This window comes from Herbaspirillum sp. GCM10030257 (assembly GCF_042666555.1).
Classification (GTDB): Bacteria; Pseudomonadota; Gammaproteobacteria; order Burkholderiales; family Burkholderiaceae_D; genus Noviherbaspirillum.
On the sequence record NZ_JBHTDH010000012.1, the window covers coordinates 91,495 to 113,166 of the forward strand.

The 21,672-nt window shown below is 54.2% G+C and carries 16 protein-coding genes; 6 read left to right on the forward strand and 10 right to left on the reverse strand.

The annotated features are described in order from the left end of the window. Nucleotides 1–168 precede the first annotated feature (168 nt). Together ACFQUU_RS18205 and ACFQUU_RS18210 are read left to right on the forward strand one after the other, a co-directional pair. Nucleotides 169–888, forward strand: a complete 720-nt coding sequence (locus ACFQUU_RS18205; RefSeq protein WP_382249523.1) for a response regulator — start codon at nucleotides 169–171, stop codon at nucleotides 886–888. Further along, nucleotides 885–2,243: an ATP-binding protein gene (locus ACFQUU_RS18210; RefSeq protein ID WP_382249524.1), complete on the forward strand. Its 1,359-nt coding sequence runs from the start codon at nucleotides 885–887 to the stop codon at nucleotides 2,241–2,243. The genes ACFQUU_RS18205 and ACFQUU_RS18210 overlap by 4 nt, the downstream gene beginning before the upstream one ends. A 108-nt stretch (nucleotides 2,244–2,351) precedes the next feature. Here ACFQUU_RS18210 and ACFQUU_RS18215 read toward each other — a convergent pair whose 3' ends face one another. Next, on the reverse strand, nucleotides 2,352–3,386 hold the full coding sequence (locus ACFQUU_RS18215; RefSeq protein ID WP_382249525.1) for a hypothetical protein: 1,035 nt from the start codon (nucleotides 3,384–3,386) through the stop codon (nucleotides 2,352–2,354). Nucleotides 3,387–3,504: 118 nt separating this feature from the next. Between ACFQUU_RS18215 and ACFQUU_RS18220 the strand changes: the two genes are divergently transcribed. The 4 genes from ACFQUU_RS18220 (at nucleotide 3,505) to ACFQUU_RS18235 (ending at nucleotide 10,437) form a co-directional block, all read left to right on the forward strand. Further along, a complete protein-coding gene (locus tag ACFQUU_RS18220) occupies nucleotides 3,505–4,341 on the forward strand; it encodes a M15 family metallopeptidase (protein WP_382249614.1) in 837 nt (278 codons plus the stop codon). Between the two features lie 363 nt (nucleotides 4,342–4,704). Then, complete coding sequence (gene tssM / locus ACFQUU_RS18225; protein ID WP_382249615.1) at nucleotides 4,705–8,478, forward strand: type VI secretion system membrane subunit TssM; 3,774 nt, start codon at nucleotides 4,705–4,707, stop codon at nucleotides 8,476–8,478. Between the two features lie 16 nt (nucleotides 8,479–8,494). Then, complete coding sequence (tagF, locus tag ACFQUU_RS18230; RefSeq protein ID WP_382249526.1) at nucleotides 8,495–9,493, forward strand: type VI secretion system-associated protein TagF; 999 nt, start codon at nucleotides 8,495–8,497, stop codon at nucleotides 9,491–9,493. A 191-nt stretch (nucleotides 9,494–9,684) separates the two neighbouring features. Further along, the gene (locus tag ACFQUU_RS18235) at nucleotides 9,685–10,437 is read left to right on the forward strand and encodes an OmpA family protein (RefSeq protein ID WP_382249527.1); all 753 of its coding nucleotides are present in this window, start codon (nucleotides 9,685–9,687) and stop codon (nucleotides 10,435–10,437) included. A 428-nt stretch (nucleotides 10,438–10,865) separates the two neighbouring features. On the opposite strand, the gene tssA is transcribed toward ACFQUU_RS18235, so the two are convergent. The 9 genes from tssA to ACFQUU_RS18280 form a co-directional block, all read right to left on the reverse strand. Continuing rightward, complete coding sequence (gene tssA, locus ACFQUU_RS18240) at nucleotides 10,866–11,951, reverse strand: type VI secretion system protein TssA (protein WP_382249528.1); 1,086 nt, start codon at nucleotides 11,949–11,951, stop codon at nucleotides 10,866–10,868. Then, nucleotides 11,948–14,695, reverse strand: coding sequence for a type VI secretion system ATPase TssH (gene tssH / locus ACFQUU_RS18245; RefSeq protein ID WP_382249530.1), 2,748 nt, complete (start codon nucleotides 14,693–14,695; stop codon nucleotides 11,948–11,950). The genes tssA and tssH overlap by 4 nt, the downstream gene beginning before the upstream one ends. A 47-nt stretch (nucleotides 14,696–14,742) precedes the next feature. Next, on the reverse strand, nucleotides 14,743–15,852 hold the full coding sequence (gene tssG / locus ACFQUU_RS18250) for a type VI secretion system baseplate subunit TssG (protein ID WP_382249531.1): 1,110 nt from the start codon (nucleotides 15,850–15,852) through the stop codon (nucleotides 14,743–14,745). After that, nucleotides 15,816–17,651 carry a type VI secretion system baseplate subunit TssF gene (tssF, locus tag ACFQUU_RS18255; protein WP_382249532.1) on the reverse strand — a complete coding sequence of 612 codons (1,836 nt, stop codon included), beginning with the start codon at nucleotides 17,649–17,651 and terminating at the stop codon, nucleotides 15,816–15,818. Before tssF ends, tssG begins: the two co-directional genes overlap by 37 nt. A 7-nt stretch (nucleotides 17,652–17,658) precedes the next feature. After that, on the reverse strand, nucleotides 17,659–18,168 hold the full coding sequence (gene tssE, locus ACFQUU_RS18260) for a type VI secretion system baseplate subunit TssE (protein ID WP_382249534.1): 510 nt from the start codon (nucleotides 18,166–18,168) through the stop codon (nucleotides 17,659–17,661). A gap of 125 nt (nucleotides 18,169–18,293) precedes the next feature. After that, nucleotides 18,294–18,800, reverse strand: a complete 507-nt coding sequence (locus ACFQUU_RS18265) for a type VI secretion system tube protein Hcp (protein WP_057293859.1) — start codon at nucleotides 18,798–18,800, stop codon at nucleotides 18,294–18,296. A gap of 67 nt (nucleotides 18,801–18,867) precedes the next feature. Next, nucleotides 18,868–20,376 carry a type VI secretion system contractile sheath large subunit gene (tssC, locus tag ACFQUU_RS18270; protein WP_382249535.1) on the reverse strand — a complete coding sequence of 503 codons (1,509 nt, stop codon included), beginning with the start codon at nucleotides 20,374–20,376 and terminating at the stop codon, nucleotides 18,868–18,870. A gap of 1 nt (nucleotide 20,377) precedes the next feature. Continuing rightward, on the reverse strand, nucleotides 20,378–20,890 hold the full coding sequence (gene tssB, locus ACFQUU_RS18275) for a type VI secretion system contractile sheath small subunit (protein WP_382249536.1): 513 nt from the start codon (nucleotides 20,888–20,890) through the stop codon (nucleotides 20,378–20,380). Nucleotides 20,891–20,940: 50 nt separating this feature from the next. After that, nucleotides 20,941–21,612: a tetratricopeptide repeat protein gene (locus tag ACFQUU_RS18280; RefSeq protein ID WP_382249537.1), complete on the reverse strand. Its 672-nt coding sequence runs from the start codon at nucleotides 21,610–21,612 to the stop codon at nucleotides 20,941–20,943. Nucleotides 21,613–21,672: the final 60 nt, after the last annotated feature.

Below are 21,672 nucleotides of genomic sequence, written 5' to 3' on the forward strand. Positions count from 1 at the left end.
GCATCTTCCGGCAGGCATGTATCGCGCCGTTGTCGCTTTGCCAGCGTGTTGTAGCGGAAAGTAACCACGGCCGGGCGCTTTGTATCGGCCTGTATCCCGCTCTTCCTGCGAAACAGCAGGATACAATTTGACTACATTCAGCTCACGGAAATTGCCATAATCAAGCCCATGGAAAATCCTCCTTATATATTGATCGTCGACGACGATCGCGACATCAGCACCTTGCTGGCCGAATATCTGGAAAAAAACGGCTACCGCACATTGACGGCCGGTGATGGCAAGGCGATGCACAAGGCGCTGGAAGATCATCGCGTCGACCTCATCGTTCTCGACCTCAATCTGCCCGGTGAAGACGGCCTGACGCTCTGCCGCAACCTGCGGTCGCGCTCCGCCATTCCAGTCATCATGCTGACGGCACGCGGCGAGCCGGTTGACCGTATCCTCGGGCTGGAAATGGGCGCGGACGACTACCTGCCCAAGCCTTTTGAACCGCGTGAGCTGTTTGCACGCATCCGCAGCGTTTTGCGCAGGACACAAGCCTTGCCGCCCAATATGCAGGCCGATGCGCCACAGCAGATGCGTTTTGCCGGCTGGACAATGGACTTCACCGCCCGCCATCTGATCAACGCGGAGGGGGTCGTCGTTGCGCTTTCCGGCGCCGAATACCGCCTGCTGAAGATTTTTCTGGATCACGCCAACCGGGTGTTAAGCCGCGATCAGCTTCTCAATCTGACACAGGGGCGCGATGCCGATCCTTTCGATCGCTCCATCGACCTGCAAATCAGCCGCCTGCGTCAGAAATTGGGCGATGATGCGCGCTCGCCGCAAATCATCAAGACCGTCCGCAACGAAGGCTACGTGCTCGCAACCCAGGTAGCCAAGGAATGAAAAGCCTGTTTCAGTCCATGACCACGCGCGTGTTCCTGATGTTGTTCGTCGGCGTTTTACTGAGCGCAGCGGTCTCGTTCGGACTGGCCCTGGGAGAGCGGCAACGCCTGATCGGGCAATTTCGGGACTTTCACGCCGTCGAACGGGTCGCACAATTTGTTTTGTCGCTGGAGACGGTACCCGCCCATCTGCGGGAGCCCTTCTTTTCCGCTGCGGCAGGGATTGGGATGCGCGCCCAGTTTGCAGCGCCTTCTGAACCGATAACAGAACCGCGGTCGCCGCTTGCCTCGCTGCTCGATCAACGCTTGCCCGACAGTTATCGCATCGTTTCCACCTCGGCAAATCCGACCGATTGTGCTCCGACCCCACAGGCGCCGCGACGAGGCGGCCCGGAAGGGCGCGGACGCTGTGAAGCCCTGCTTGTGACCTTGAACGATGGCACCCGACTGCACATTTCCGTTCTGCCGCCGCGCCCACCACCGTTTTTCCCGCGCTTCGATCTTCCAACTTACGGTTCGCTTTTTATCCTCGGAGTCGGCCTCGTCGCGGCCTTTGTCGCGCGCATGGCCATGCGGCCGCTCAAGCAGCTGGCACAGGCCGCCACCGATTTGGGAAATAACATCGAGCGCGAACCGCTACCGGTTCGTGGTGCACGCGAGCTGCGGCAAGCTGCTGCGGCATTCAACCTCATGCAAAGCCGCATCCGCAGCCATATCCGGCAACGCGCCCATATCCTGGCTGCGATCACGCACGATCTGCAGACTCCCTTGACGCGCTTGCGCTTGCGGCTGGAAAAGGTCGACGACACCGAACTGCGTGACAAGCTCGTCAACGACCTGTCTGCGATGCAGGCTATGGTCCGCGAAGGACTCGACCTGGCGCGCAGCATGGATTCGGCTGAAGGCATGCAACGCATGGATCTCGACTCGCTGGTAGACAGTGTGTGCTCCGATGCGGTTGATGCAGGTCAGTCCGTGTCGTTCAGCGGCACTACCCATACATCGCTGATGGCGCGCCCAATTGCGTTACGCCGCTGCCTGACCAACCTCATCGATAATGCGATCAAGTACGGGCATGAAGCCGATGTGCACATGGCATATGATGGCGGCTTTGCGCTGATCCGTATCCGAGACAAAGGGCCTGGCATTCCGGAGGCGGAGAAAGAAAAGGTATTCGAGCCCTTCTACCGCCTTGAAGATTCGAGGTCACGCGAGACGGGCGGCACTGGCATAGGTTTGACCATCGCCAAAAATATCGCCGAGCAGCACGGAGGGACCCTTACACTGGAAAATCTGCGAGCCGGTGGACTTGAGGTTGTACTGCGGTTGCCTGCGCAGCGACCGCAACGTGCCTGAGGTTATTGTCCTTGCAGGCATCTAGCATGGGTCGCAAACACCGCTTTTCGCATCTTGTCCTACAGGACAAATCAGTTCATCGCTTTACCCTTCAACAGGGAACCGAATCTACGAGTCAGACCGGTCCAGGCTGTTCACCGGACATGCGGCGTCCTTTCCCCAATGGCCCGAACATATCCGCAAGCGGCATAATTGCCCCTCGAAAAAACCAAGTGCCTGGCATCTCTTGACGAGGGTGTCGGTTGTATCACCCGCTGATTGCAGCACGACATCGCGGCCAGCATCCGGTGCACCGCTCTTTTTTAACGTAGAGCCGGACAGGCCCTCGCGTTTCAGCGTATTCGTCTTGCGTGCGGGTACAGAGTTGGGGTCGCGTCGATCACTTCCCGCAACGCCGACGTGGGAAAGCAAGGCAGCGATCAAGTCCACGTCCCTGTCATCCTTCTTGCCTTGTACATGCGATGTCGGCGCGTGACTGGGCTTTGCTGAGACCCGATCCGTCGACGTGGACTTTTGTCGTACCGGCTTTGACGCTGCGGGCTTGGCTTTCTTATGTGACTCCTGTTGTGCAGGCTTAGCAGGCGGAGGAACAACTGGTTCTACAGTTGGTCCTGAGACTGCTACGGAAGTGCCGGCAATTTTGGTAACAGCTTGTGCAGCAGGTGCAATAGGCGTAACAGAAGCTTCATGGGTAATCGCAGCCTGCTGTTCTCTTTCTGAAGGCGTCAATGGAGATGGGAAGACAACCGCCGTCTGCAGGGGCTGTGGTGTATCGGTCTTCGTTGTCACAAGCGACATGGCGGAATCCGTAGAAGACAGCGAGCCGGCGGTGTTTGGTTCATCCAGCAATTCCTTTTCAGTTCTGTTGCTGAAGAACTGGGTAAATGCGGTCAGCTCGGGCTGCCTTGCGAAAGAAACTCCGGTCTTCTTCGCAGAATAGAGAAGCAACGCGGTGCCCAATAACGCAATCACGATCAGGATCAACATCCATTTAGCCACGCCTGATTTCTTTTCTGGTCCATCCAGCGCATCCAGAATGCTAAACGCCTCCGCTGCATGACCGGCACCGGCTGCACCGTCGTACAGAGAAGGCCGCTCTGCCATTTTGCTGGCTGCCGATTCGCTGCCAATAGGCTTTTTCATTATTTTCCTTTACATACATGCTGGTCACGCCGAGCCGAAATTCCTTGTTAGCGCTCGGCAAAATTGCCAATATAATAATAGTTTAGTTGCATTTATTGCATTTATTTGTGAGGCAAATGTGCTTTTCTTTTGGCTGGCAGCCGTCTATCTTCCTGCTATTGCGCTGGCTGGCTGGCTTGTTCTGCCTGCAGAACGCAAGACAGGAATCCGAAAGGAAACAGACGTGCTCGTTATGCGCACTTGCGCTTACGCGAGCCGTATAAGCACCCTGGTATGGACCGGACCCATACGTGCAGCGGGAAATTGCAAAAGGATGGCCCATGCGATCAGGCGACGGCGCAGAGGAGCCTTGCTCTTTTTCTCCTTACTTTGCATTCCTGCCCTTTTAGTTCAGTGGTTTGCGCATAGGCCCGATATTGGTGGCTACGAAGATCTTCCCGCAAACAATGATCCGGTAGTCATGGCATTGCTACAGGGCGAACAGCTTGTCCCTCCACCCCCGCTCCCTCCGGAGGCCTTCAGCACGCGCGAGATCGAGTCGGAGCGTGTTGAGCTCGCATCGGCGAGTCGCGAATGGTCGCTATTGAATCCTGATTTTCGCCAACGCCTGCTCACTGTCTTTCGGCTGATGGAAAATCACGGTTACAAAATGGCGCTCATCGAAGGCTACCGGAGTCCGGAACGACAGAATTCCTTGGCGAAGATGGGCCCACATGTCACCAATGCGAAGGCATTTCAAAGCTATCACCAGTTCGGACTGGCTGCAGACAACGGCTTTTACCGCGACGGACGCCTGGTCATATCCGAAAAGGATCCGTGGGCGATGACGGGATATCAGCTGTATGGACAGTATGCCGAATCGGTTGGACTCACATGGGGTGGTCACTGGACTATGCGCGACTTCGGCCATGTCGAGCTTCGAGACCCGGCAGCAAAACACCACGCACAAAAATAGGGTTTAGCGGCGTGGCTTGATCGGCACCGCACCCCCCTTCCAGAACAACAATGCCGTCGTTCAAAGCACGGTGCTGTTGGACGATTTGCCGTCCTTGCTTTATTCATTTCGGCATCGGCCTGAAAATTTATTGCATAAATAACATGCATTGCACTATCATCAACTAATTGTAATTTTCGCAATTTATTTAAAGATTATTTATGAGGCATCTGATTGCACTCAGGTGCCGTTATTCCATGCTATCGGCTCTGTAATTTCACCCTGACGACGCGCACCGCATCATCAGCGCCGAACCGAAGGCACCATTTTTCGGCCACTGACCATCAAGGCGTCAATAATCCGCCCCCGCTCACCATGACCCGGATGTTTAATTTCCTGAAAAGCCCACATACGATTTCTGCACTTGGACTCCTGCTTCTCGCCTCGGTCCTTTATCTTGTGGGGATCATCTTCGATGTCCGCACGCGATGGATTGCCATGAGCATGATGTTCTGCCTGCTGATATGGGGCGCATACTGGGTCGTGCGTTGGCGTGCCTCGCACAAAGCGTCGCTGGCAATGGACACCATGTTTCAGGACCACGCAAGCGAAGCCGTGAAACTTGCCCCGGTCGACAAAAAAGACGATGTCGAAACGCTGCGCCAGCGCCTGCTTGAAGCGATCCATACCATCAAGACCTCCAAGCTCGGCCAGACAACAGGCAGCGCGGCCTTGTATGAGATGCCTTGGTATATCGTTATCGGTAATCCCGCGGCAGGCAAGAGCACTGCAATCCTGAACTCGGGGCTTAACTTTCCTTTTTCCGATAAAGGTGGGCGGGCAGTCCAGGGCATAGGCGGCACACGTAATTGCGACTGGTTTTTTACCACCGAAGGGATTCTTCTCGATACCGCCGGACGCTATGCAGTACAGGAAGAAGACCGCAACGAATGGTTCGGTTTTCTCGGCCTGTTAAAGAAATACCGTCCCAAGGCACCCATCAACGGCATCGTTATTGTTGCCAGCATTGCTGAACTTTCCGCAAATCGGCCGGATGCAACGATTATGCTGGCCAAGCAGTTGCGCCAGCGCGTACAGGAATTGACCGAGCAACTTGCACTGTTCGCACCCGTCTATGTCGTTTTCACCAAGGTAGACCTGATTGCCGGCTTCGCAGATTTCTTCGAAGACACCGACGAAGACGAGCGCGGACGCGTCTGGGGCGCCACCCTGCCTTACGATGCCAACCAGACGGCAAATGCAGTCACTCTCTTCGACCAGCACTTCAATCATCTGTCAGATGGGCTGCGTGAAATGGCCACCAATCGCATGTCGATCAACCGGGGACAGGCCATCAGTCCGGGAACGTTGACGTTTCCAGTTGAATTTCAAGGTGTAAGGCAGCAGCTACGCACGTTTTTGGCGACCCTGTTTGAAGAAAACCCATTCCAGTTCAAACCGGTTTTTCGTGGCTTTTACTTTACCAGCGCGATACAGGAAGGCGTCGGTACTCCCACAACCAGCCAGCGTCTGATGCAGCAATACCGTCTGTCCACCGGTCGCCGCCTTACGGCCACCATAAGCTCCAACACTGGTTTCTTTCTTAAAAACCTGTTCTCTGCAGTCATCTTTGCTGATCGCAACCTGGTGCGCCAATATGCGAGCAGGCGCAAGCTCCTGCTGCGTCAGATCGGCTTCTATGGCGGGGCGCTGGCACTGGGTCTTCTGATCGCGGTCTGGGGCTGGTCGTTCACTGCAAACCGCCAATATCTGGCAAACATTGAAGCAGACCTCGATAAAGCTGCAAAAATTCAAGAGACACGCGTTGATCTCGCTTCCCGACTCGAAGCGCTAGAGCTATTGCAGGACCGGCTCGAACAACTGCAGCGCTATCGCGTCAGCAAACCGCTCTCACTGGGCTTCGGTCTTTACCAAGGCGAGCGTCATGAGAACAAACTGAGATCGGAATATTTCAAGGGTTTGCAACAACTGATGCTTGTGCCAGTTACTGCTGCGCTGGAGCGATTCCTGACCGATGTTGCGACTGGCAATCTCAAAACGGAAGCTGGTGTGACACAACACACCAAGCCAAACGTTGGAGCCGTTGCTAACACGCTGGCGGCGCGATCAGATGACGCGCCACGAAAATCTACGACGCCCTATCAGGATGTGTCGCCTGCCAACCCAGAGGATGCCTATAACTCGCTCAAAACATATCTGATGCTTGCAAACCGGGACCGTATCGACACGGGGCATCTGGGCGATCAGATCACCCGTTTCTGGCGCAACTGGCTGGAAGTGAATCGTGGGAATGCATCGCGCGAGCAGGTAATTCGTAGTGCTGAAAAAATCCTTAGCTTTTATCTTGCACAGGCTGCCGAACCGGATTTCCCGCTGATTGAAAATAAGCTTGGCCTGGTTGATCAGTCACGCGATGTCCTGCGTAGTGTTATCAAGGGTACACCTGCGCGGGCGCGCGTCTACGGGGAAATCAAGATGCGCGCCTCCACTCGGTTCCCTAATATTACTGTCGCATCGATTGTCGGAGACAATGGCAAAGATTTCATTGCAGGGAGTTATGCCATTTCAGGCGCTTTTACACGTGAGGCGTGGGAACAGTTTATCGAGGGCGCCATCAAGGACGCCAGCACTAAGGAGCTACGCAGCGCCGATTGGGTTTTGAAGACTGCAGCACGCGACGATCTTTCGCTGGAAGGAAGCCCTGAACAAATTCGTCGGGACCTGATCCGAATGTATAAGGCCGAATATATCGCCGAGTGGAAGAAATTCATGCAAGGCATTACGATCGCGGAATTCCACTCCTTCGACCGCGCGGTGCAAAGCATGAATCTTCTTGGGGACCCAGAAAGTTCGCCCTTAAACGTCTTGCTGCAGACGCTGTACACGCAAACCTCATGGGATAATCCATCAGCGATGAATCTTGGCATGCAGAGCGCAAAAAGCGACATCCTGCAATGGATGCGCACAACCATCCTTCGTCAGACACCGCCACAGGTCAATATCAAGTTGGAAAGTCCCCCGACGAAGCCGGCAGAGGCGCAAACTGGAACGGTAGGAAAAGAATTCGCCGGGATAGCCCGTCTGGTCGGCATCCGACACGAGAGCGGTGGGACAACGATCATAACGGGCTATCTGGCACAACTTTCAAAGATCAGATCTCGCTTTAACCAGATCAAGAACTCCGGGGATGTTGGGCCGGCCAGCAAGCAACTGATGCAGGCAACCCTGGACGGAAACGGATCGGAACTGGCCGAAACCCTGAAATATATCGACGAAAATATGTTGACCGGTATGCCGGACAGTGAGCGCGGCACCATTCGTCCCTTGCTTGTCCGGCCCTTGATGCAAGCATTTTCTGTCCTCGTTACGCCGAGCGAACTGGAATTGAACCGTAATTGGAGCGCACAAGTATTCGACCACTACAATCGTTCACTCGCCGCTAAATATCCCTTCTCGGCCGGATCACGTGTGGAAGCAACGCCCGCGGAAATCGGGCAAGTCTTCGGCAACGAAGGAGCGGTTGCCAAATTTGTCCAATCCACTTTAGGACCATTGGTCATCCGCCGCGGCGACACAGTGTCCGCACGTACCTGGGCCGACATGGGGATCAGGCTCAATCCGGTATTTTTGAACAACTTGCCGCGCTATGTGGGCATACAAGGACAGGCTGCCGGTGGAGCGATGAATGTCGGCACCCCAACGACGCAATTCCAGTTTCAGCCGGTATCCAGCCCTGGCATCGTCGAGTACACCGTAGACATCGACGGACAGACCCTGCGATATCGTAACGGACAGCAGGATTGGGTGAACTTTGTCTGGCCGTCTCCACAAGGACTTCCCGGAGCACGCATTTCTGCAGTGACGACTGACGGCAAAAACCTGGAGATTGCCAACTTCCAGGGGCAGTTCGGCCTGGAAAAACTCATCAATGCCGCACAGCGACGAAAACTGGACAATGGCAGTTTTGTAATGAGCTGGAGTGCCGATAACCATACCGTGTCGCTGAACTTCAAACTCATCAGCGATACGAGGACAGGCGCAGGCACGTCGAATTCCGGGGCTGACAACACGTTACGCGGCCTGACTCTTCCGGCCGCCATCGCAGGAACTGATCCGGCTTTACGCGGTTCGCTGTAAACGGAGCATCAAGGAAATGACTTCATCCGAATTCCAGCGCAACCCTTGCGCGTTCTACTTTGGCAAAATCAGATCTCGCGGGGATTTTATCAAGAGCACAGGCGGCGCGCGGGTCATTGCGCTCATCGATCGGTGGATAGCCCAAGGCATGGAAGATCTCATCGCCGTGCCGCACTGGAAGGCTTGTTACGATCATGCAGAGCCGATCGACTTCCTTTTCATGGGAACGCAACGAAAACATGCCATTCACGGAACCATCGTGCCCGGGAGCGACGCATCATTGCGCCGTTTCCCTTTCGTCGCGGGAACGGTGTTTGAAGTTGCGGAACCACATCATTTGCTGACTCTTGGACCGATCTGCTTTGACCGGCACACAAGCAGCAGACGCAAAAAGGCTGAACTTGCAGTAACAAGTGATTCTGCATCCGATGCGCTGGCGTGGCTTTCCGAGACGAGCCATGGCCACTGCCTGTCACATCATGCATCGGCTGAACATTTCAGCCGCTTTCTGGCAAACACGACCGTCGCGGACCTGACAAGTCTGCTTGGCCTTTGCGGCCAGGAGGCAACGATACGGCAAATCGTGCTCGCCCTGCATTGCCTGCTGTATCCATTGCAAAGAAAATCAAGCGTAGCCCTCTACCCACCCAGTAAGGCGATCGCCCTGCCCTTGCCAGAAGATCCGTCAAATCGTCCTTTTGTAGAAGCATTCTGGCTCACCCTGATGCATGTATTCTTACGGTCCACCAATCTCGAACTGAGCCTACTTTCCGGTGTACTGCACCGCAAACGTAAAATGATTATCACGTTTAGCGGGGTGAGACCGCTGATGTTTCGTGCGCTCTTCGACGAAGATGCTGCTCGGGAATTCGTGATCGATTTAAGCAATGCGGCGTGGGCGGAGCACAATTTGGCAAGCGACAGCACCGCTATGACGTTGTCCGCTTATCTGGATCATGACAGTCTGCTGCTACAACAAATTGTTATGACGTTTCAGGAAATGAGGCAGTTATAGATCGATAGGACGATAGGACGTTACGACGATACGTCCATAGAAGTATCAACTACCAGATCTATCCACTTATTGGACGCATACAAGCTGCAAACTCCCGCGCAAAACTTATCCGCTCTCACATGAAACCATCACCAACAACGCTCGCCTTTTTTGTCTTCCATTGGATTTCTGTACTGGGACTTTCAGTATGCATGGAAACTGTTCATGCACAGTCTGCTACGGCAACAAGTGCCCGTTCCCCTGACGTTGGTGTTGCCAAGATCGTCGCGTCAGGTATCGTTCCGGACGCCGTTACCAAAGCAAACCTCCTCGCCAAGCTGATCCAGGTATATGGACAGGACAGAGTCGTCGATCAGATCAGCATTGGTGGAGTTGCCGCGCCACCGAACTGGACAGCCAGCGTGAGCAGTCTTCTGACGCCACAACTGAAATCAGTACATCAAGGTCAGCTAGTCGTTGAAGGCACAAACATCGTAATTCAAGGTGAAGTGGCGACCGATGCCACGCGTCAGAATATTGGCAGCAACTTTGCAAGGGGGCTCAACGAACCCTACTCTGTCAAAAATGGCCTGCGCGTGTCGGCTGCCGGCCAAGGAGCCATCGATCAGGTACTTGGGAACCGCGTGGTGGAATTCGAAAATGCAAGTGCATTGCTCACCGTGGCAGGAAAAGAAATTCTTGACGAGCTTGCAGAGGCGCTTAAAACGATACCGGCAAAACGGATCGATATCGTCGGACATACGGATAATATCGGCGATGCGGCACGCAATCTCGCCCTGTCTCGCGCACGCGCGGACTCTGTCAAAATTTACCTGGTCGCCAAAGGTATCACCCCGCAAATCATGACGGTCAGCGGATTGGGGGCCGACCAACCGCTGATGGACAATACGACTGCGGAAGGTCGGAGACGGAACCGACGCATCGAATTCCGGCTGAGTCAGTGATGTTTGTGCATTGGCAGACGCTCGAATTTGCATGAACGTCGTGTTCTATTCACACTCAGCACCCTCTAAATGCTGCTTGCCGTGTTCTTGGGCGTCCCACCCGGTCCTCCAATTCTTATACCAATCCCAACCTATAACGTGACAAATGAGATCGATGGATTTTTTTGACTGGCAAGGCGTAGGAGGAGTCAATAGCGGGCTATTGACGACGAGTGCAACGCAGGCAGGCGGCTCGGCGCCCCCGGAAAAAGACGCGATGTCATGGTGCGTTATTGGTTGGGATTGGTATTAAGCCTGTACTGCCATCGTCGGTACACCTTGTCATCGTGTTATGGATATACGCGATTACTTAACTCGCCTCTTCATATCTTGGACACATAAAACCTTGTTTGATGCTGCTCCATGCAGACCAGCATCAACATGGCACATTATGCTTCGTCGATCTTTACCTTTAGTCCCAGCATTTCATCAAGATGGGAAAGAGTGCCGCTATCTTTTACGACTTCATGCAACCATGCATGAAGCGGCATATCTGCCCATCTTGCAGCCTTGTCCACCAGATACGCGACGGGACTATGAGGTTCTGATTCGCGAAAAAATATCGCCACTTCACGCAACTGCGCCAATGCCTGGACTCGGGTCAGCCCAGCTGCTGAAACACTTAATAGCTTCCCTACCAACTTTTGCTCAACGGCGGTCTCAGATCCAGTGCGTTCTTCCATGGTGCCAACTTCGCGCCCCATGCCGCGCTCATTAGCGATTTTCTTCAGGTGAGCGCAAACCGCATTGATGCAGTCGGCAAGTTGTGTGAACGACGGGCAGCTATCCCCAAATGCCGTCACGGCCAAGTCAGATAACTCGTCCGTCAGTTGACGAGCGCGATCGGCGTCGACAATCCAGGTCTTGTAGCAATCCTCACTGGTCGCAGCAACAGCTGCCGCAATTTTCTCCAGTGTCGGCTTATCAGTTGCTTCTGCAGGACGATCGGACGTTTTATGGACTTGCGACTGTAAAGCCCTGGCGGTTTCGTAGTCCAGCAGGCTGTACTGTCCTGCCGATGCATTTGTCAATGGAACTTGCCGCACAAGTTGAGTTGAACGTAAAATAAACCAGGACAAGATTCCGATGCGTTGCTCATCGTCACCGTCTTCTACCTGTGGATAGAGGTCTTGCCCAAAACGACAAATCAGTCCTGACACAACGTTCAGACCCGTCGCGAGACCAGTAAGCCCGCCAACTTTCACCAGTCCTTCACACAGCCAAGCGGCCACGCGCAAATCCTTGCTGCGCTCGATAAGCAGTTTGGTGCAAATGTCTATTACCGCATGCCAGTCGGCCTGCTTGAGATTAATTGTCCATTCGCCATAATCGACCGTCGGATCGTCCTCACGGCGGGCCTCATGAATGCGGTCAAAGTCTGGCGAGAACGACAAATCTTCGCCACACGGATGGGCGATGCTGATCGGCCCCAAAATCGCTTCCAGCTGATGTTCGATGTTCGCACTTGGCATCATGCGGCCTTATAGCTCAGCTTGTTTGACTTTGAAACGCTGATGCGAACAGATTTTGTGGCTTTTCCGTCAGCCACTCGTGCGAGAAGCAGTTCAGCTATCTGCGGCAGCACAGTCCCATTGAGCACATTATCCACATTGCGTGCGCCAGAATCGGCCTCGACACAGCGAGCAAGCACCAGATCGATAACCTGGTCGGAATAAAGGAAACTGGCACGGTGATTATGCGACAGCCGTTCTCCGATCTGATCGAGCTTCATGCGGATGATTTCCGCCAGTACATCGCCTGTAAGTGGATAATAAGGCACCACCTTTGTCCTGCCCAGAAACGCGGGCTTGAATGCCTTGTAAAGCGCCGGCTGAATCAACTGCTCCAGTTCTTCCATCTGTGGAATTTCGCCGGCGCCCTTGTTGAGGCATGCCTGCATGATTGCCTGCGTCGCTATGTTGGATGTCAGGATAATGACCGTATTACGAAAATCCACTTCACGACCTTCGGCGTCTTCAAGCACACCTTTGTCAAAAACCTGGAAAAATAACTCCAGCACATCCGGGTGCGCTTTTTCTACCTCGTCCAGCAAGACGACGCTATATGGCTTACGTCGCACCGCCTCGGTCAGCACACCGCCCTCACCATAGCCGACGTACCCGGGCGGAGAGCCTTTGAGGCCAGAGACACTATGCGCCTCCTGATATTCAGACATGTTGACTGTCAACAGATTACGCTGCCCGCCGTACAAAGTGTCTGCCAGGGCTAGCGCGGTTTCGGTCTTCCCTACGCCGGAAGGGCCGACAAACAAAAATACGCCTTTTGGCTTGTCGGGATTTTCGATTTGAGCACGTGCTGTCCGTATGCGTTGTGCTACCTGCTCCAAGGCATGCGATTGCCCGATAACGCGCTGCTCAAGCAGGGACTGCAGATTAAGAACCGCATCGATCTCATTCCTGTACATTTTCCCGAGGGGAATGCCGGTCCATGAAGCAATCACTCCAGCGATCGTTTGACCATCGACACAGGACGGCACCAAGGGTGTCGCTCCCTGTAGCAATGCCAGCTCCTTTTGGGTTTTCAAAAATTCCTTTAGCACAGGATCACTGTCCCGCTTCTGTTGTCCCGGTGTTATGGCAGGAACACCATGGACTGACGCAGTCATTTTCTGTTTTTCCCCAACACAGGCATAGGGTTCCCTGTTTGCCAGTTGCTCGAGCTCGGCTCGCAGTGCGTTCGATTTGGCGACCAGTTCCTTCTCAATTGTCCAACGCGTCTCCAGGGATGCGCGTGCAGTAGCATTTTCGCCCAGCGTCGCTCGCAGGTACTCCAGGCGTTCGGAATGCGACTGACCAGTGACTGACTCGCGTTCCAGACTGTCGATTTCACGCAGCAAGGCCGATTCAAGCTGGCGCACATCTTCGATCGCAGCCGGTGTAGCGGCCTGCGCCAGTGCCACTTTTGCACACGCCGTATCCAGCGCGCTGATTGCCTTGTCCGGCAGCTGCCGTCCCATGATATAGCGCGAAGAGAGACGGACGGCATCAACGATGGCTTCGTCGAGCACCCTCACCTTGAAATGACTTTCCATTTTATCTGCTAACGCCCGCAGCATTGCGCATGCTGTCTGCGCCGACGGTTCTTCAACCTTGACCACCTGGAATCGGCGTGCGAGCGCCGCATCCTTCTCGAAATACTTTTTGTATTCACTCCAGGTCGTCGCGGCGATGGTGCGTAATTCACCACGTGCGAGCGCCGGCTTCAAAAGATTGGCAGCATCGTTCTGCCCCGCCTGCCCGCCTGCGCCGATCATGGTATGCGCCTCGTCGATGAACAAGATAATGGGGCGAAGGCTTTGCTTTACTTCCTGAATCACATTACGCAAGCGGTTTTCAAATTCCCCTTTGACGCTGGCACCAGCCTGCAACAAACCAAGATCCAGCACGCGTAGATCCACATTCCGTAGAGGTGCAGGCACGTCTCCATCAACGATGCGCTGAGCCAATCCTTCCACGACAGCGGTCTTACCGACTCCCGCCTCGCCAGTGAGAATCGGATTGTTCTGGCGACGCCGCATCAAGATATCAATGACCAATCGGATCTCAGTATCACGCCCGATCACTGGATCGATCTTACCCTCACGCGCGCGAAGGGTAAGATTGTCAGTGAACTGATCGAGCGCCGGTGTCGCCCGCGTGCCGGCTTCATCGTTCGTGGCATTGTCATCGGCTTTATCGACAAACGACGTATTCAAAGCTTCTGCTGGTTTGAGCGTACCTGTCGCTTCCGGTAGCGTGGCGCACACGTCGTTGAACGCATGGATCAATTTATCCACGGGATAACGCGCAAACAGCGGCGACATGGTGGCTGCACGCTGCACAAGATTCGGCTTCGTTAATAATGCCAGCAAAAGATGGCTGCTACGAATGCTGGCGACACCATGCTCAAGGGACGCGAACAACCACGCTTGCTCCAGCAGGTCGGGTATCTGGGTACAGAAAACCGGTGTGCGGTTGCTGCCGGTTTTAAGTCGGTCAAGTTCCGCTTGCAGATCGCCCGCCATTTTTTCAGCGCTGATTTCGTATTGCGTGGACAACAAGACAAGATCGCTCTGCCTGTTGTTCAGGAGAGCAAGAAAGAGATGCTCCAGTTCCACCTCGTAATTGCCCCGTGATACACAGAAGCTGATTGCCTGTTCAGCGGCCTTTTTGCAAGTCGGGTTTAGTTTGCCAATGAGGACTTTAAGGTTTGTAGTCATATCGGAAATGAACAATTTTTTTCAATGTGCCGGACTGGTATTAGCGATCAGGCGTCGTGGGTAATCCGGTAGGTGGTGTCACGCGCATCCATATGTCGAACGCAAGGTGTCATCCAACTGCTCCATCCCAACTGGCTGTCCGCAGCCGCAGATAGTTGTATGGGGAAGATGTCACGTGCATCGAGTGTCAGGTGTACTTCTGATTCGAAGGTAATACCTAGCAGGACACGCAGTAGCTGGGTGAGCTTGCGCGCGCCGGCATTACCCGGCAATAATTCGTCGAACTCGCGACGTCTCAGTGGCCCAAGTTCTAGTCGAATCGCCGTATCGCGTACCCAAATCCGGTTGCCGCAGAATCCGCTGTCGCCGAGCACTGAGTTGGCAACGCCCAATTGGGTTTGTTCGCGCAACGGCAATGCAAGCCATTGACCGGAAAACTGTTCAATGTTCGCCTTGGTCTGGAAATAGTCCGCAATGACGCGCGCGCACCACTGCGGCGATCGTGGTCTTTCACGAAGCGCAGCGACGTAATATGCAAATGATTCGTCAGCAATGCCATCGGCCTCTTGTTTTGCCGTTGACTGGTGTTGCCGAAGACCGGACAGGCTGAGGATCAGAGGTAGAAAACGGCTCCTGCGATCCGCTTCGTATTGGAGGTGAAGTCGGTATTTAAGCCAGCTCTGGTAAAAAAGGGTGACCGCGCGACTGGTAAAGATGTCAAGAAAGGAGCGTGTCGCAGTGTCGCGATGATAGATCTCGCGCTCCGCGACATGCTGGGTGTAGTGACGAGGCAAAACCCCTAGCGGTCCGGTAAGTCCGATAAACGCGGGAGTAATCGTGACGCGCCGGAATGTTTGAAATCGTGGTTCTCCAATGGCATTTACAGTGCTCCCTTCCACGTCCGCAACGTCGATGCCACTCTCTTCTGCAGTTTCCCATTCTATTTCCATTGCTTCGATTTCACTCGGCGGAAACCCAAGTGACACGGAATTGCGGAATCGGATAGTCTGCCCAAGCAGGTCATCGGTATGGGAGGCTGGAAAGCGCTTCTGATAGGCCAGCAACAACCGCACAGCCTGGAAGAACTCGAAGCGATGAGGCGACTGGACCAGTTGCTCAATCAGGCGAGGATGGAAGCGCCGTTGCGTGCCGGGCATCGTATCAGTTCCTTTTCACTCTGCTTGGATACTACAGTCAGTCGGGTAAAACTATTGGTGTGTACATACAATGCGAAAAACCGGTCGAGCACCTGTGTAAACGAGAACAGACCCGTCCCTGCAAAATGCCGTTCGTCTACGACTAATCGAACGTCGATACCCTTGACGTGTACTGGAAATGGATTCCCTGCAATACGGGCCACGCCCGTTTCGTGGCAAACACTGTCTATACCTTGAATCTGCCGGGCGCTTGCCAGCGAATCCGTAATGTCGTACAGAGCGAGAATTTCCTTCAGCGCATCCGCTCCGCTTCCTGCCAGCGAAAATTGATTGAGCGTCAGATGGGAAATCAGGCGCCACTGCGCGCCGCGGCCACGTGGAAAGCGATAGCTGGGCGTCGGCTTGCGCATTAATTGCACGACAAATGCAGAGGCTCCTCCTTCCAGAAACAAGTCGCCTTCACGCAATCCAAATGGAAGCTGAGATGGAAGATCTCGATTAGTGCACATCAGATCCAGACTAATTGTGTTCGTCTCGGCACGTTCCGGAACCAGCGTCGAGTCGACTAGCGCCAGGGACACGTTGAAATCGGCATCGCCGTCGCCGAACTCGGCATGCCAGTATCGTACCGGTCCATCATGGGGATCGGAATGCCTAACGGAATAAAATGGGCGGTATTCGGTGACCGTGTCGTCGTCGCCACCCTGGCGTACCCGGTACACCTTTCGAATCGAGTACACCTCGTATGCTTTGGGTTGCCTGGTATCCACAATGACCGGGTACGCGCTCACCGTTTCCGTCATTCGTATCGGTTCGGGATGATGGCGGAAAAGATTCACCACCGGCGTGCAGTGAAGTAAAAAATTCTCTTTACTGATGCGGTCCAGCAAATGGACGTCGTACAGTTCGTGAAGGCGATTGGGGAAGGCAATTCGCACATCGATCTCGCGTACTGTTAAAGGCAAATTAGACCAGGCCGCACTTAGATCGAGGTCGACGAAGTTGAATTTCTCAGGACAGGCAAAGTACTCGAGCAACAACTGATACGCTGGATGACAACGGGCATCCACATCCAGAAGACATTCGTCGTCGTCGAAGCCGACAGGCATAATCGCCGATATCGGCAACTCGGTTTTTGCCGAACTGATGTCGTTGGTCACCCACATGCCAAGTGCATGGCCAAGCACGGCTTCGCGAATTGCTGCAACGACCCCTGGCTCGCCGTTGAGGAAGAATCGCAATGTTGCTGGTGGCGACGGCCTAGATCCTGGATCATCCTGCGGTAGCGAAAGACGAAGACGAATGACTGCCGCCGTCTGGGCCATCAAGCTCGCGCTCAAACCGCCCCTGTCAAAAGTGTTTTCGAATGCCGCATGTTCTACACGCACCGGGCTAACCTGCACTTCGTAAGCGGTTCGAAAGCGGCAAGCGACGCCTCGTACGGGTCTGGTATGCATCGTGGTATGACGCGGCACAACCGGATTACCGCCATCGGCCGAGGTAGACGGTAGCGGTTCGAAGCGGGCAATCGATACAGACGGGAAAGGGCGCAAATATTGCGGATAGATGACCTGCAGCAGCGCATCCGTAAATTCCGGGTAGTCGTCGTCAAGCTTCTTGTGGATACGTCCAGCAAGAAAAGCAAACGACTCGATCAACCGTTCGATATGCGGATCGTCACAATTTTCTCCCGACATCAAAAGGCGTCCAGCGACCTTAGGATAGCGTTTGGCGAAATCGTGGGAGAGTCGGCGCAAGTGCGTCAACTCCCGCTCATAGTAGGGCAGCAGGCTTTCCATGGACGTATCAGCTCAAACCAGGGTGTCGACCACGGCTCACGGAATATCGCAGCGTAGAGGGCTGTAACATGGCATCAAAATATACGGGCTCGCTGGTAGGATGAACAAGTAGCAAGGCATGTATCGCAAAGCGAAGCTTGTTGACAGAGGTTGCATCGATTTCCAATGAGACTGAAACTTGCCGTAAGCGCGGTTCGTGCACGGCGATGGTACTTTCCAGCGATTTACAGATGTGATTACGGTCACGCGGGCTTGCAAGACTTAAGCCGACAAAATCCGACATGCCATAGCTGCACATAGACTTCAGCGCTTCCGGGTACCGGGAAAATGTCCCCCGTTGAAATGCCGATCTGCAGTTAAGGAGAGATTCCAAGTCCTTCGCGACCGATTCCTTCAACTGCTCAATCGAAATCATTCTGAGCGGATTTGCATCGGCGATCTCGCGTGGCGCATCATCGGCAAGCCGTTCAAACAGAGTCGGCGCATATTTTGCCTTCGAAAGAGATACGGATGACATGGAATGAATGGAAATCTGGTTTAACAAATTAATACGATGCCCCCGTTACGGCCCTGTTACAGCATCCCTCGCTGGTGGCGCGCCCGGTCTGCGCACGCCACCACGTCAACCTGACGCGGGAATGATCAGATTGCTTCTGTTGCCTTGTTTTTCGCGAGGCTCCACATCTGCGGATTGCTGCCGCCTTTTTTGCCGTCGATGCCCTGAACGGTGTAGGTCCATTTGACCGATGCGTATTTCAGTGCAACGCTCTCGGTAGGCAATCCCTCTTCCTGGACTGCGGGCGTCACGGATGCAACGATCACTTGGTTCAGCACGATCTCAAGGTATTTCACTTTTTCCTTGCCGTTTGCGCGCATGAACTCGATCGTGACCTTGCTGAATGTGTCACCCTGGCTGCAGGCAAGCCATAACGATGGGCTGGTTGAATCGATGTCTTTCAAGAAGATCATGTCGCCATGTTCGCAACGCTCTGCCGTATGTCCACCCGAGGTGCTGGCAGTGGCAGATTTCGGCTGGCGAATCAGATGGCTCCAGGAATGCGCTTCAAGCCATTTCGCATGACCCTCATCACGGGACTCGCCCTCAATCTTTGTGTCGCCACCCTCAAACTTCAGGTAAATGTCTTTCATGCTTAAAAACTCCTAAAAAGTATGCACACATCGGTGCTGTCAAAATCAACTACTGCCGCAGGCTGTACTATGCCTTTGCCGACTGCGGCAACTCGGCAACCAGACGCAGCGAGACGCTAAGTTCGTCGAGCTGGAAATGCGGCCTCAAATAAGTTACTGCGCGATACACACCCGGCTTTCCTGGCACCTCATCTACCTTGACTGAAGCTTCCCGCAACGGATATTGCGCTTTGACTTCCTGGGATGCAGAGTCATCCATCACCACGTATTGCGCTAGCCAGTTGTTAAGAAATTGCTCCACATTGGAAGCGGCGGCAAAGCTGCCTATCTTGTCTCGCATCATTGACTTTAGATAATGCGCGATCCGGCATGATGCAAATATGTATTGCAACTGTGCGGACAAGACAGCATTGGCATTGGCATTGGCCGAATCAGTGTTGTATTTCTTTGCCCGCTGAGTCGATTGCGCGCCGAAGAAAGCGGCATAGTCGGTATTCTTGCAGTGGACAAGAGGAATGAATCCAAGGTCGCTCAGTTCCTTCTCACGACGGTCCGTAATTGCAATCTCGGTCGGGCATTTGAGCGCAATTTCACCATCGTCTGTTTTAAACGTGTGCGTCGGCAAGTCTTCGACGAGCCCGCCTCCTTCAACGCCTCTGATAGCTGCGCACCAGCCATAATGCTCGAACGCGTTGGTAAGACGTGCGGCGAATGCATATGCCGTATTGATCCACAAATATTTACTATGGTCGGTGCCGTCAACATCTTCGACAAAATTGAACCCCTCAACTACCGTGCCCTCTTTCGGGTGATATGGCATACGCCCGAGGAATCGTGGAATGGTCAAGCCCACGTAGCGGGAATCTTCAGCTTCACGAAAAGATTTCCATTTGGTGTACTCGAGCGTGTCGAAAACTTTTGCCATGTCACGTGGTTTTCCCAAGTCCGCGAACGACTCGAGGCCAAGTAGTTCTGGCGAGGCGGCCGAGATGAAAGGCGCATGCGCAGCAGCAGCCACATGTGACATTTGCTCGACAAAATACATGTCTTCCGGCTGACGCGTAATGTCGTAGTCTCCAATCAGGGTGCCGAAAGGAGCGCCACCAAATGTACCGAACTCTTCCTCGTAGACTTTCTTGAAGAGTGCGCTCTGGTCAAAATCGATTGCGGTATTAAAGTCACGTATCAGATCCCGCTTGGTTGCATTCAGCAGCTTGATCTTCATCATTTCGCCGGTGACAGTGTGTTTGCATAGGTAATGCAGACCCCGCCATGTGCTTTCCATTTTCTGAAACTCGGGCGCGTGGAGCACCTCGCTCAGCTGTTCGGATATAAGGCCATCGATTTCGGCAATGCGCGCGTCAATCGTCGCTGACAGATTGCTTGAGACGATAACGGTACCGTCGAGAACCTGGTTAACCAGTTCGGCGATGAGGTCTCTGGCACGAACGCGCTCGCTGTCGGAGCGAGCGACCCGGCTCTTGCTGACAACCTGGTCCAGAAGGCTTTGCTCGGTCGCCAGCGCGTCGGTCGTGTGTGACGCGGCCTGAGAATCGGCAAGTACTTGTGTTTCCATCTCAGTCCTCCGCTTTCTTTTGTGTTTCCTGGCCAAGACGACGAAGGCTTTCCGTGTTTGCGAGCACCTCACTTAGAACATCTTCAAGCTTGTCGTTACCAGCGATCTTGTTTCGCAAATCGGATAGCTTTGTGCGCGCCTCAACCAGTTTGCGCAGGGGCTCCACCTGCTGCGCGACCGATTCCGGGCGAAAGTCCTCAATCGATTTGAATTTGAGGTCAACGGCGAACTCCCCAGCCTGGCTGCTCAGCGTATTCTTGACGCGATACACAGTCCGCGGCTCAACGGCTTTCATGACGTCGTCAAAATTGTCGACGTCGACGTTGACGAACTTACGTTCTTTTAACTTTGGGAGGGCATTTTCTGACTGGCCGGAGAAATCGCCAAGGACGCCGACGACAAACGGAATCTCCTTTTGTTCAATTGCGTCGCCAATTTCAACGTCATACGTCAGTTGCACGCGAGGAGGACGAACGCGTTGCAGTTTCTTTTGAATGCTTTCTTTTTTCGACATCGTGATTTCCTTGGATAACAGCTATGTCAGTGTGGCGGCTGGCCGATTGATTATTTCAGCGCCTTGAAGGGATCGGTCGAGGCGGAACGTGTACTGGAAGCAGCACCGCTGGTAGCACTGGCTGTACCGCTTGGTGCACCTGGATGATTGACCACGGCACGTGGGCGTGGACGCGATTGTGATTTTGGACGCGGAGCGACAACCGGCTTGGCCTCGACCGGCTGCCCGGGCACCAGGACCTTTTCACCCAAGACGTCGCGCAAGGAGTTGGTCAGGTTTTCAGCATCGCTCCTGACACTGACGCCGATATTGCCATTTGGCCGCAGACCGGAAACCGCGCCTGCTGCGACCCTGAGTCCGGCCACCACTAGCAGGCTTTTGGCCTCCTGACTTGACGGATCGCGCTGCAGCACTTCATTGGTGGCAAGAATGGACGATGGATAGTTGCCTGCCTCGAACCAGACATTTGCGATTTTCAACCAGGGAGCGGCGCTGGTCGGATTAGCCTGAGCGGCCTCGGTTAGCAACGCCACCGCCTGCTCACGCCTTCCTTTGGCAAGCTCCGTTTCAGCCGCGGCGATTGATGACTCCAGCCCGGCCTTATCGTTCGCGCTGTTGGGCAAGGGGCTCGCGCAACCCGCAAGAACGGTGAGGCAAACGCATAAAGCGACGAATTGTGGTTTCGAAAATCGCTGGGCGATAACTGAGGTAATTAAAGACATGACTAGGACCTTGGGTGCGTTCCCGTCTGCTCGCCTATTCGCCTTCAAATTAAGGGAACA